Origin of the sequence: Flavobacterium faecale, from assembly GCF_003076455.1 — a bacterium.
Classification (GTDB): Bacteria; Bacteroidota; Bacteroidia; order Flavobacteriales; family Flavobacteriaceae; genus Flavobacterium; species Flavobacterium faecale.
Genome location: NZ_CP020918.1, coordinates 1,535,702 through 1,548,949 on the forward strand (window position 1 = coordinate 1,535,702; position 13,248 = coordinate 1,548,949).

General features: G+C 35.9%; 7 protein-coding genes. 3 read left to right on the forward strand and 4 right to left on the reverse strand.

The annotated features are described in order from the left end of the window. The first annotated feature begins 3 nt into the window (after positions 1 to 3). Together FFWV33_RS06725 and FFWV33_RS06730 are read left to right on the forward strand one after the other, a co-directional pair. On the forward strand, positions 4 to 2,691 hold the full coding sequence (locus FFWV33_RS06725) for a carboxypeptidase-like regulatory domain-containing protein (protein ID WP_108740195.1): 2,688 nt from the start codon (positions 4 to 6) through the stop codon (positions 2,689 to 2,691). A gap of 100 nt (positions 2,692 to 2,791) precedes the next feature. Next, positions 2,792 to 3,286, forward strand: coding sequence for an outer membrane beta-barrel protein (locus FFWV33_RS06730; protein WP_108740196.1), 495 nt, complete (start codon positions 2,792 to 2,794; stop codon positions 3,284 to 3,286). Positions 3,287 to 3,358: 72 nt separating this feature from the next. On the opposite strand, the gene FFWV33_RS06735 is transcribed toward FFWV33_RS06730, so the two are convergent. Beyond that, the gene (locus FFWV33_RS06735; protein WP_108740197.1) at positions 3,359 to 5,119 is read right to left on the reverse strand and encodes a DUF4153 domain-containing protein; all 1,761 of its coding nucleotides are present in this window, start codon (positions 5,117 to 5,119) and stop codon (positions 3,359 to 3,361) included. Between the two features lie 98 nt (positions 5,120 to 5,217). Then, the gene (gene metK, locus FFWV33_RS06740; protein WP_108740198.1) at positions 5,218 to 6,468 is read right to left on the reverse strand and encodes a methionine adenosyltransferase; all 1,251 of its coding nucleotides are present in this window, start codon (positions 6,466 to 6,468) and stop codon (positions 5,218 to 5,220) included. A gap of 1,099 nt (positions 6,469 to 7,567) precedes the next feature. On the opposite strand from metK, the gene FFWV33_RS06745 reads away from it, so the two are divergent. After that, a complete protein-coding gene (locus FFWV33_RS06745; RefSeq protein WP_108740199.1) occupies positions 7,568 to 9,703 on the forward strand; it encodes a T9SS type A sorting domain-containing protein in 2,136 nt (711 codons plus the stop codon). A 378-nt stretch (positions 9,704 to 10,081) separates the two neighbouring features. On the opposite strand, the gene FFWV33_RS06750 is transcribed toward FFWV33_RS06745, so the two are convergent. Further along, positions 10,082 to 12,034: a DsbA family protein gene (locus FFWV33_RS06750; protein ID WP_108740200.1), complete on the reverse strand. Its 1,953-nt coding sequence runs from the start codon at positions 12,032 to 12,034 to the stop codon at positions 10,082 to 10,084. After that, the gene (locus tag FFWV33_RS06755; protein WP_108740201.1) at positions 12,031 to 13,194 is read right to left on the reverse strand and encodes a pyridoxal phosphate-dependent aminotransferase; all 1,164 of its coding nucleotides are present in this window, start codon (positions 13,192 to 13,194) and stop codon (positions 12,031 to 12,033) included. Before FFWV33_RS06755 ends, FFWV33_RS06750 begins: the two co-directional genes overlap by 4 nt. Between the last annotated feature and the right edge of the window lie 54 nt (positions 13,195 to 13,248).

Consider the following 13,248-nt stretch of genomic DNA (forward strand, 5'->3'; position numbering starts at 1 on the left):
TATATGAAAAAATTATATCTAGTAGTTTTGTTTTTATTTTCGATCCTATCCATTGGACAATCTTTGAAAATGGAAGGAAGTATTGTTGATACTAAAGGTAAAGCAATTGAGATGGCCAATGTTATGGCTGTCAATTTGGGTACCAAAGCAATGGACTCCTATGCAATTACAAATGAAAAAGGAAAATTTTCTTTGTCTTTAAAATCGGGAACGCATTATAGCATCAATGTAAGTTATTTGGGGATGCAAAGTAAAACTATTGAAATTGTAACTTCACAAGAAGATATCACTCGCACTATTGCACTTGAAGAAGGCGGAATCGAGTTGGACGGAGTAGAAATTGTGCATGATATGCCAGTATCTATCAAAGGGGATACAATTGTTTACAATGCAGACTCGTTTAAATCGGGTACAGAGAGAAAACTGGAAGATATACTGAAAAAATTACCAGGGGTTGAGGTCAATGATGATGGTGAAGTAGAGGTTGAAGGTAAAAAAGTAACCAAGCTTATGATCGAAGGGAAAGACTTTTTTGACGGTGATACAAAATTAGGTGTCAAAAATATTCCTGCGGATGCAATTGATAAAATTCAGGTGCTTCGAAATTTCAACGAAGTTGGTGCTCTCAAAGGTGTTGAGAATAATGAAGAAAGTGTGGCAATGAACATTAAACTAAAATCGGGTAAAAAGAATTTTTGGTTTGGTGATGTCACGGCAGGTGCAGGAGTAGGACACGAGGAAAGTCGCTACGTGATTAATCCTAAGATTTTTTACTACAGTCCTAAGTACAGCATAAACGTGATTACGAACTTTAATAATATCGGAGAGCTGCCACTTACTATTCAAGATTATTTAAAATTTACTGGTGGTTTTAGAGGGGTGGCCAAAAAAGGAGGAAGCAGTTTTGATGTTTCGTCAAATGATTTGGGAATCTCGCTACTACGCAACAATAGAGCTAAGGATATTGAAACGAAATTTGGAGCAACAAATTTTTCATACACTATCAATAAGGCGTGGAATATTAGTGGTTTCGGAATCTTGTCTTCTTCCAATACCGATTTAGAAACCAAAACACAAACCACTATTTTAGGTTCAGGTGATAAGCAGAATAGTAGCGAGGCTGCTGCTCAAAAAAGTAATTTTGGACTTTTTAAACTGAGCTCTAGTTATAAACCGACTGACAAATTACAATTGGATTATGATGTGTTGACCAAAATTTCGAAACAAGATGAATTATCTTCTTTGAACAGGGAATCTATCGTGGATGGGGTTAGCGCTACAGAGGATATTTTTACGAATAAAAAGCAAAATCCACTTTCGATAAATCAAAACCTAAATTTGTATTATACCAAAAATGATAAAAATATTTTTGCTTTTGAGGTGCAACATTTATACCAAGATGAAAATCCGTTTTACAGTGCCAATCTACAAAGTCAACCCTTCAGTCTAACTGATTATGTGTCGGGTCAAAATCGAAACAGCCTTAATCAAGATCGTTTTGTTAAAACCAATAAAGTAGATGCGAAGATGGATTACTATTATATGTTGACCAAAACGAGTAACATCAACGTGACAGTGGGTGATACGTATTCCAATCAAATATTTAATTCGAATATTTTTCAGATTTTGGACAATAATACAGTGAATAATTTAGACGATTCAGAGTATAATAATCAAGTGAAATACAATTTTAATGACACTTATTTAGGTTTGCATTATAAGATCTTGACTGGTAAATTTACTTTTAATCCAGGGGTAAGTTTGCATTATTATAACATGGCAAATGTGCAATTGGGTAGTGAATACCAACAAAATTTTGCTCGTGTTTTACCTGATTTTTATGCCTTGTATCAAATTAAGAAATCGCAGACTTTGAGCTACAATTATTCGTTGACCAACAACTTTACAGATATCAATAAACTGGCACAAGGAGCGGTGTTGTCAAATTATAATAGTTTGTTCAGTGGGAATCGGTTTTTGGAGAATGCCACTTCGCAAGTACATTCATTACGCTACTTTAAATACAACATGTATAATTTTGAAAATATTTTTGCGAATGCATCGTATAGTAAGAAAGTGGATGCCATCAAAACAAGCTCTGTTTTTACTGGAGTTAATCAAACATCGAGTCCTTACAATTCTAATTTGGCAGACGAAACCTTATCGGGATCAGGAAATTATGGGCGTTCGTTTCTAAGAAACTACAAAGCGAGCTTTGGAGCATCGGTAAATTGGTCTAAATTCAATAACATACAAAACACTAAGGCTACCACTACCGAAAGTTTAACGCAAAGCTATACGGTCAAAGCTTCTACAAATTACAAAAACATGCCCAATTTGGAGTTGGGGTACAATTATGCAGTCAATCAATACAGCGGTACTACGTTCTACACGGATAAGCCTTTTTTGAAACTGGACTACTATTTTTTAAACGCTTTTTCTTTTGTGTCTGAATATGAATTTTATAATTATCGAAATGATTCTAGAACGATACAAAATCAATATGATTTTTTGAGTGCTAGTATGATCTATCAAAAGAAAAATTCAAAAATGGAATACAAACTTGCGGCAACTAATATTTTGAATACTAAGTCACTTAACGATAATAGCTTTTCGCAGTTTGCGACTTCAAACTCGCAGTACACGGTACAGCCACGATACGTTATTTTTTCGATGAAATACAATTTGTAGTTGGATTGTAAAAAATGTATTTAGAATAATATCAAGTGGTATACTCTTTGATAATGAAAAGAAAAATAGTACTTTTGAAAAGTAAAAAAAACTTAAAATTATGAAAAAATTCGCTCTGTTATTAGCAGTATTATCTTTTGGTTTTGCAAATGCTCAAGCCCCTTTGGAGGAAGGTGGATTGCAACTGAATCTAGGAATTGGAACTTCTGGATGGGGAACACCTGTGTATGCAGGAATTGATTATGGTATCGCTCCAAACTTCACTCTTGGAGGAGAGCTTTCGTATCAGTCCTACAATACAGCTGGATATAAAAGTAATATCTTAGGAATCCAAGCAAATGGGAACTACCATTTTAATGAGATTCTTAATATCCCAAGTGAGTGGGATTTGTATGGAGGAGCTAGTTTGAGCTACTACAATTGGACATCGAAAATTGATGGTAAAAAAGCAGATTACAGTGGAGCTGATGATATTGGAGTAGGACTACAAGTAGGTGGTCGTTATTTCTTCACTGATAAATTGGCGATTAACCTTCAATTAGGTGGAAGCAGCGCTTTGAGCGGTGGTAAATTAGGAATCACATTATTATTGTAATACACTTTCTTTTATATACAAAAGGAGTCGTTTCTATCTTGAAACGACTCCTTTTTTTGTGGTAACATATACTTATTTTATTTTGACATAAATGGTAATATCATAATTTTCGATTACGACTTGATCTTCTTCGATTTGTCCATTCACACTTTTGTAATTCAGTCGAAAGTCAAAATTTTTAGTTCTAATGTTTTGAATGAGCTGTTCGGTATTCTGTTTTATCAGCTCTTTATTTTTAAATACAAAATCATTGATTGGCAACAGTATTTTTTCGTTGTTGATGGTCAACTCGATTCCTTTTGCGACCATTTTGTGACTGATGCTGTAACCTTTAGAGTCGATGGTTATACAATCATCACAATTTGTAGTAGCATATCTGTTTAATTCAAACGCCAATGCATAGCCTTGAATGTTATCAATTGGAAGACTTTTTTCAGAATTATAATAGTAATATACTGCTTCTCCATTATTTTCGCCTCTATACTGACTGCCACGATAAGTAAAACCAAGTTCTTTCATAATTGCAGCAGCACCCATGGTTTTATCTTTTTTGGCGGCAATTGCTATTTTTTTTGAATAAGGTGCCAAGGGCGAAATCCCATAATTGTCATTTATAAATAGTACAATACTACTTAAATCTTTTTCTTCCTTTTCTGTTAGTTTTGTGGTTTTACTTTTTAGAATAAATTTTTCAAAACGATTCAATTGACTTTTTTTCGAAATAGAATCTGCACTTTGAGGACCAAAAAGAGTCACGAAGGCAATCACGCACATGCTTACGGGTATGAAGATAATTTTGGAGTTTTTTATACAGATGAAATAAAAGGTGAGTACGGTAAGCCAAACAGCTAATGCTAGTACGTAATAGCGCTCATGTGTGACCCCATAGAGGTTTATTCGATACAAAATAGCCCAAAACAATAGGCCAAGTAAGGGTACTAGCAAAAAGTAAAACCATTTGTGAAACGTGCGCATCCAAACATTTTCATGATCATTTGCTATGGGATGAATCAAAAGCAGTGATAGAATTCCAAAAATGGCGAATACCAATATTAAGTTCGATACCCAGCCGACAGGTAATTCAAATGAGGCTATTATTTTGACTTCATAAGATAAAAGTATTACGAGGTAAATACTAATTAATGGAATCAATACAAACTGGGTGAATTTTTTTAGACCAACAGGATATTGCAATTTCAACGGAACTTTTGAATTGTTGGTTTCTGGAATACCTGCCAAAAAGAAAACGGTATTAAAAATCCCGTACACTAGGTAGAATAAATCTAGGTAGATAGTATCATAAAAGTCAATATTGAACAAATTATGTGTCGCCAAAAGAGCAAATGAAAGCCCAGCATAAATGACAGAACTGTAAAGTCCTGCTGTTAAAATACGCAAGAATAATTGTTTGTTGAATTCCCAAAAAGCATTTTCGTCATATTGTTTTTGAATGAAAGCAGCAAAAGATACTAGTAGGTGAAGTGCTAAATTGAGGGAAAAGAATTGGTAGATTTCCAACGGTTTGAACGGGTTGCTAAATTGAAAAACAAAGACAAACAGCAAGGCTCCCAAAATCAAGCTACTCCCAAAACGGAAGATATTATTTTTTTGATCTCTTAAAAAGTGCAAACTTATGGATAGGAACAAAACCAAACATAAGGAACAACTCATGATGATTTTGATGAATATTCTTTGAATTTCCTTATCCTTTTCATCATACGCATATATAGCACACAAGGTAGCGACAATAGCAACAAGAATTTCTAGAGGAAACCTCAGTAGTGTTTGCTTTGTTTCTTCGACAATTTTATGAAAGGAAGGAAAAGTAGCCATAGGATAATTTTTTTGCTAAGTAACGAAAAAGTATCCTACAAAAAAAAGGCTGCCTTGAAAACAAGACAGCCTTTATAATTATAAAACAGTTCAGGATATTACAATCCGAAAGCTGCTTTTACTTGATCAACAAAATCTAATTTTTCCCAAGTAAACAATTCTACCTCAACAGTTTTTGTTAAACCACCTGGAGCAGAGAAAGTTTTTGAAACCGTTTCAGGCGTACGTCCCATGTGTCCGTAAGCAGCAGTTTCACTGTAAATTGGGTTTCTCAATTTCAAACGTTGCTCAATAAAGTAAGGACGCATATCAAAGATTGCTTCTACTTTTTTGGCTATTTCGCCATCAGTCAAGTTTACTTTAGCTTTACCGTAAGTCTCAATAAAGATTCCCATAGGTTTTGCAACACCAATTGCATACGATACTTGAACCAAGATTTCGTCAGCAACACCAGCAGCAACTAAGTTTTTGGCAATATGACGTGTTGCATAAGCAGCACTTCTATCCACCTTTGAAGGATCTTTTCCAGAGAAAGCACCACCACCGTGAGCACCTTTACCACCATAAGTATCCACGATAATTTTTCTACCAGTCAAACCAGTATCACCATGAGGACCTCCAATCACAAATTTCCCAGTTGGGTTAATGTGGTATTGAATTTTATCGTTGAATAAATGAGCGTGCTTAGGATTTTTTGCAATGATTCTTGGAATCAAGATTTCAACAATATCTTTTTTGATTTTAGCAAGCATTGCTTCCTCTTCGTCAAAATCATCATGTTGTGTAGAGATAACGATTGCTTCGATACGTACCGGAACATTCTCGTCGCTGTACTCTAACGTTACTTGAGATTTAGCATCAGGACGTAAATAAGGAATCTCCTTGTTTTCACGTCTTAAAATTGCCAATTCTTTCAATAAACTATGGGATAAATCCAATGCCAATGGCATGTAGTTTTCTGTTTCGTTGGTTGCATAACCAAACATCATACCTTGGTCACCTGCTCCTTGCTCCTCTGGGCTAGAACGGTCAACACCTTGATTGATATCTGCAGATTGTTCGTGGATAGCCGACAAAATACCGCAAGAATTTGCTTCAAACATGTATTCACTTTTCGTATATCCAATTTTGCGAATTACTTCACGAGCAATATGTTGTACATCCAAGTACGTATTTGATTTTACCTCTCCAGCTAGAATCACCTGACCTGTTGTAACTAGTGTTTCACAAGCTACTTTTGAGTCAGCGTCAAAGGCCAAAAAGTTGTCAATTAATGCATCTGAAATTTGATCTGCAATCTTGTCTGGATGTCCTTCACTCACAGATTCTGACGTAAATAAATAAGCCATAATAAATATTTTTTAATATTAAGCGAGGAAAAATAATTGCAAAAAAAGACTAAAGGAGAGTATCTGCTTTAGCATTTTTTTCTACCAAAAATTGTTTGGCACCCATAATCAACTAAGTTCATTATGAAGAGGTTGCAATCAGTTCAAATTTTTCCTCTTGTATTTTGAGGTGCAAAGGTATGAAACGATTTTGAATTGGAAATTATTCTTAACTAATTTTTTAAATTAAAAAGAATAGGAGTCTTTTTAGTTCTTACAATTCTTTGGGCGTGCCAACATACCAAAAAAGGGCAACGTAGTTTGCAGTCAAAAAGCCCTTTTTTGGTATGCTGTCGTGTCATCCGTTACAAGTCCTCAACCAGTTCCGCTATCGCTACACTGGTTTGCGGGCTTTTCACTACTACCACTCACGCAGATTAGGGGAGGTATTTTGTTTGTTTTTCAAAAGTAAATTCTCTAGAATCAGGCATAACTTAATTGTTTATAAAAACCAGCATATCTTTATATACATTTGTTAAGCTCATTTGTAGGCACTGTAAATTACAATAGAATGGTATTCGATTCAGAATAATTTCTCAAAAGACTATTGACAATTTTAATTTTCAAAACTAGTAGGCTCGAAAAGAATTGCATAAATTTTTCTGTCTAGTTTTCTGAAACTGTAATTATTTCTTTGTCAGTTTTATGGTTAAAGTCCAATGTGAACTATTTCGAACTTCGTTTCCATTTTAACTAGATCGAAAGTTTAGACGTTCTACCGTAAAATGGCGCACTAAACCATTTCATGTGCTAAATTCAGCTAATTGGATATTCTTAAAAATGCGATAGGATACTGTATTTGTTGTCTAGTATTTTTAACCAAATCTATTTTAAAAATATAGACAAAATAAAATTCACTGTTGGGCTGTACTCTACAGTTAAATGCAAATTAAGAGACATTCACATAGGAGTCTAAACTATTTTGTTAGTTCTTAATCACTTTGCAAAGTGGTAATAAAATAGGAATTCAAGGTATATAAAAAACCATTTGGAGTAATGAATCTTTTGAATGTTAGTAGTTGAAGTTTTAATTTCGTAAAATAAAACTAAGACCAAAACCATGAGAAAAATATTTACTTTTTTATGTTTCATTATCTTGCCATGTTATACCTTAATGATTGCTCAGACAATTTATGTTGCAACCAATGGTAACGATTCAAATTCGGGTTCTATTAGTAGTCCTTACAAAACTTTTAGTAAAGCTGTTTCTGTTATGTCGCCAGGGAGTACTTGTATTATTAAAGGGGGAGTCTATGAACAAGAATTGCTTATTTCGAAGAGCGGTTCGTCAGGAAATTATTTAACCTTTAAAGCCGCAGATGGTGAGAAAGTAACCATAAAAGCAACTACAGTAGTTAATGGTTGGCAATTACACAGTGGTAGTATTTTCAAAGCCAATGTGAGTATGAGTATTGATAGTAGGTTTAGAGCCTTGTATCATAATGGGGATTATATGGATCTAGCGCGATGGCCTAATAATGTAGATAATAACCGTTGGACTTTAAATACAGTCGCTGTAACAGGTGGTGATGCATCTTCTTTTCAAGCAAGTTCGCTACCTAATATGGACTGGACAGGCGGTTTGGTTTATTACTTAGGTGCTCATTCTGGAGCTAGTTGGACAAGACCAATTATTAGTAGTACAACAACGCAAATTAATCATGTGGGTGTTGATATTACAAAATGGCCTTTTGATCCACATAACCCGACAGTTTGGAGAAACATTCCCGGAAACAATCGTGGACAAATGTTTTTGTTTAACAAATTGGAAGCACTAGATTACGCTAGAGAATGGTTTTATGATAGTGCTAATACTATTTTGTATTTTCAAACTCCTGACGGTAATATCCCTGCAAATGGAACTGTCGAAATAGCGACTAGACAATATGGAGCGCAGTTAACGGGTCAATACATTAAAGTTGAAGGCATTGATTTCTTTGGTGGAAGCATCAAAATTAGCGGAAGTAACAATATGTTTTTTAATAATACAGTTATTCATGGTAATGAAGGTCATGATAATTTAAACAATACCGGAGCCAGTGTTGGTGAAGCTGCAATTGAGGTTTTGGGTGCAAATACATTGGTGAAAAGATGTATTATTAACCATTCTGCCGTAAATGGTATCATTATTCAAAATTATTCGGGTGCACATAATTCTATTATAGAAGAAAATACGATTAGTAATATTGATTATTTAGGAATACACGCAACTGCTGTCAGGTCTACTGCAAACAATATTAAGGTATTAAAGAATACGATAACAAATGCGGGTCGTGACGGAATTTATGTGAGCGGTCTAAATTGCGAAACAGCTTATAACGATGCATCTCGTGCCGAATTGATTAATAGTGATTCTGGTGTTTTTTACACCGTTGGTAATGCGGCTTCCAAAGGGAGTGTTATACACCATAACTGGTTTCATGATTCAGCTTCGCCTTCTTATTCCTCAGCCAAAGCAGCGGGTATTTACCTAGACAATGATAGCAAAGGCTATGTGGTGCATCACAATGTTATTTGGAATGTTTCTTGGTCGGGTTTTCAAGTTAACTGGGCCAATTGGAATATTGATTTTTTTAATAATACAATCTGGAATTCTGGTGGTGCTATGGATTCTTGGGTAAACGGTAGGGTACAGCAAGACAATCGTATCTACAATAATTTTGCGTCAACCGGAGATTGGTTTAGAGGGACAGGATTTGATATTCAAAATAATATAATTGCAGCAAGTTCTCCTTTTGAAGATGTTGCAAATCTTAATTTCATGCCAAAATCAGGAACTTCACTCATAGATAGTGGAAGACAAATTACTGGCTTTGTAAATCCTTTCAAAGGAACTGCACCAGATTTGGGAGCTTATGAAAGAGGCGGAACAGCTTGGACTGCAGGAGTAGATGCTATTATGGATACAGGTGAGGCACTTGATGTAGCACAATTCTTTAATCAAAAATCAAATCTCACGATTTATCCAAATCCAGCTTCGGATGTGCTTAATGTCCAATTGGATGCTAGCCAAAATAGGGGTATTGTTACTGTAAAAGTGTATTCATTGCTAGGACGTTTGATACAAATAAAACAATTTGATGAAAGTCAAAATTCAGAAATTAGTATTCCTCTTAATGATTTTTCACAAGGAACTTATCTGATAAAGTTGTTTGCAAACGGCTCCGTCTATAACGGAAAATTTATTAAAAAGTAATTGTAGTTTACAAATGGAAATCGCATACCAACCACGTAAAACCATTTGCGTGGTAGTTTTCTACTATGGGAAGTCATGGGTATTCGATTAGCAGTCCCAAGTTATTTTGTGCTAACGATAGCAATTTGCAGAGCGGGGATAATTGGAGCGGGCCCGGATTGCAAATTCGAACAATTGTGTTAGTTTAATTTTCGGATATCGTGTTCAAATTTTTTGAATTGGAAATTATTCTTAACTAATTTTTTGAATTAAAAAGAATTGCGGTTCAATACGATCTTCTTTATTTTGGATTGTATCAAAACGCAATAATGGAACAACTGCATTAATTTTCTTTTATTTCGAACTAAAAAATGCAGTCAATATTTTGAGAAGTAGCCATTACCAAACGCTACTTTTTTCACGGTTTTGTGGCAAAATATAGGACCAAACAGTACCGTTTTTATTTTTAAATTTTTTAATAATTCCTTTTTCAAAAAGATCTTGTAATGCCGCAGTAGTTACTTCTAGACTTGTATCCATAATAAAACTATATTCTGATTCGGTCATGCTATTAAAACGTTCAAATAAAGCTTCCGGCGTAAAATCAATGGTTGTTTTGGTAGCATTGGGGAGGAACTTTTTTATAATAGATTCAAATTTCTCATAAGGTTGCATGCCTGAAATGCTAGTTTTAATTTCGTTATCGACAGAAAATAAGATGGTTGGAAAAGCGGTGACATTCATTTCTTTGGCATAATCCAAATCTTCGTGAAATAGCCCTAGTCCCTTCGCTTTTATATCTTTAAACAACAAAGCAGAATCTAGTTCACTCGTTAAGGCGGCCTTTTCAATTTCGGTCCACTTGCTGATGTTCTTTTTTTCGATAAAAATCATTTCTTGCAAACGTCTTAAAAACGAAATCGCCTTGTCATTACTTTGTAACTGTGCAGCCTTAAAAGCAATAGACGGTGGGTAGGACGATTCCAGTGGGTCTTCTATCCAAATGTCGCCAGAAATAGGGTTGAGGTGTTCTTTGCTTACTTCTTCCCAATGTTGCGCAACGTCGAGTGGGTTTTTGATCGTACCGCGCTCATAATTGTCCCAAGAAGGCAATAGACCACCCATCAAATACTCAAGGTTGATGTAAGCACCATATTCTAGTTTTAATTTGCGCAATACAGGTTGAATCACCCAGCAGGTAGAACAAATAGGATCAGTAAAATAGGTGATTTTCAACGGTTTATTGGAGGTGTCGGTGCTGTCTTTATCACTAACTAGGGGCAGAATATAGCCTCTCTCGCTGTGTATTTCGGGTTCAAGAAAAATAGTTTTCAATAAACGTCCTTGCTCCAAGTGGTTGGTAAGATCGGCATAACGCTCTTGGTAAAATCTGCTGAAAGCCTCTTCAATTGTAGCTGTCGTGGTTAGAGCATTTGTCAAGGTTTTGGCATCAAGGAGCGCATTGGTCGTACCTGCACTCGTAAAAGGAACGGCAAGATGTGCGGCATCACCCATCAATACTACATTCTCTTTGTGAAAAGTGGGCAAGGTGTCAAAATCTCTCGTTTTCCAAATATAGGAAGTACTAAAATCATTAGCATCCAAAACCTCTCGAACAGCATCTGGAAATTCAGCCAACATATCATAGCAGAATTTTTTCAAAGATGCAGCACTTGCGCCTTCTTGCCCATTGGCCAGTTTAAGGTCGTATTGCATAAACCAAACCGATTCGTCTTCCGAGGCCGGAATATAGCCAAAAGCAAGTCCTTTTGTTTTACTTTGAAATTTTTGAAAAATCACTTTTTCGGGATCGTCAATTGCTCTTTTTTTCGAAATACCAACAATTTCATTTACCTCAACGGGAGTAAAATTAACTTTTCCGAACAAGGCTTCACGCACTTTGGAGTTGCTTCCATCGGCACCGATAAAGATGTCGCCCTTCTCAATTTCACCATTTTCAAAAACTGCCGCAGTGGCTACTTTGTCTTCATATAAGAAATGAGAAAATTTGCGTCCCATTTTTAGAGTTTCATTCGAAAAAAAAGAATAGAGGTACGAAATCAATTCTACTCGTTTCATACAATGCCAACCGTCCAATTTAATTCGGATTTCTTCATCGCCATCGGGTCTTTTTAAACTAAATAAATTAACGTTTTGTTTCTGCAAACAGCAATTTTGCTCGTTTTGAAATTGTTCTAAGATCGAAAGTCCATCGGCACTCATCAAGAAGGCGTGTCCTTGGTTGAGCATGCTTTCGGCACGTTCGTTTACGATTACTTCCCAATTTTGTTTGCGTAACAACAACGCCATGGTCATGCCTGCAATACCGCCACCTATAATTACTGCTTTCATGATATTACTTTTTTAATGCGGTTCATAGCATCAAGTAATACCTCCTCTGAGGTGGCAAAACTCATTCGAATATGTCCTTCGGCACCTTCGCCAAACCATTGCTTGAGTCCGGGAACTACCGCTACTTTGGCCTCCTTCAACAATAGCTCATAGATTTCTTGGCTACTTTTTTTGGTTTGAGTAATATTGGTAAACGCGACATAACAACCTTCGGGTGCTATGCAGTTAAAACCTGGAACACTATTAAGTTCGTCCACCAATAGCGTACGAACTTTAGTGAGGTGAGATACAAAATTGTCTAGGTAGTACCCACAGTCGTTCAAAGCAGCTGTAGCCGCTACTTGTGATAATACTGTTGCGCCATGCACTGTAGAGTTGTGGAGTGAAATAGCCATCAATAAATCAAAATGTTTTTGATTGTGCGCAATGACTGCTCCTATACGCAGGCCCGCAAGCCCGTAGGATTTGCTAAAGCCCGTAATAGTGATTGTTTGATTGCGAATGGCTTCGCTCAATGATGCGATACTAGTAAAAACGGCGGGACTAAAGATGATATCGCTCCAAATTTCGTCAGACAATATAATAAGGTTGTGTTTGCATGCTATTTCGCCAAGTGTGGTGAGTTCTTGTTTGGTAAATACTTTTCCGGTTGGGTTTAACGGGTTGCACAAACAAATCATTTTGGTGCGCGTGGTAATTAGTTTTTCCAACACTTCAAAATCCAGATCGGTTGTCCCAGCAGGAATAGGGAAGGGCACTGCGGTACCGCCAACAGTTTCAATGGAATATCGAAATAAAAAATCAACGGGATCAAAAATTATGGCTTGATCGCCAATACTCAAAAAAGCTTGGCAGGTTAAGTATATTCCAAATGCCGCACTATCTACCGGGAAAGCAAATTCGGGTTGCACTGGAACATTTCTATTTCTTTGAAAGTAGGAGGCAATACTTTCTTTGAATTCGGGTAAACCTTCAGGAGGCGTGTAGCAAAAGTATCGGTCTTTGGCAAATTTAGAAACTGCTTCTGCAATTTCGGGAGCACTTTTAAAATCGGGATCAGCTGCCGTAAGCGGAATAACACCTTCTGGCACCGTTGCCCATCTAAGATTATAAGCACGTTTTTTTAATAAATCAAAATCGATTGCATTGTTTTGGAACATGGTATTTAGTAGATTTGAGATTGTGGGCCATTTGAAAATTCAAATGCGTTTCTC

Bases quoted from the DNA above. Each gene is read 5' to 3' on its own strand.
- FFWV33_RS06725 (WP_108740195.1), top strand. From the start codon at position 4: ATGAAAAAATTATATCTAGTAGTTTTGTTTTTATTTTCGATCCTATCC.
- FFWV33_RS06730 (WP_108740196.1), top strand. From the start codon at position 2,792: ATGAAAAAATTCGCTCTGTTATTAGCAGTATTATCTTTTGGTTTTGCA.
- FFWV33_RS06735 (WP_108740197.1), bottom strand. From the start codon at position 5,119: ATGGCTACTTTTCCTTCCTTTCATAAAATTGTCGAAGAAACAAAGCAA.
- metK (WP_108740198.1), bottom strand. From the start codon at position 6,468: ATGGCTTATTTATTTACGTCAGAATCTGTGAGTGAAGGACATCCAGAC.
- FFWV33_RS06745 (WP_108740199.1), top strand. From the start codon at position 7,568: ATGAGAAAAATATTTACTTTTTTATGTTTCATTATCTTGCCATGTTAT.
- FFWV33_RS06750 (WP_108740200.1), bottom strand. From the start codon at position 12,034: ATGAAAGCAGTAATTATAGGTGGCGGTATTGCAGGCATGACCATGGCG.
- FFWV33_RS06755 (WP_108740201.1), bottom strand. From the start codon at position 13,194: ATGTTCCAAAACAATGCAATCGATTTTGATTTATTAAAAAAACGTGCT.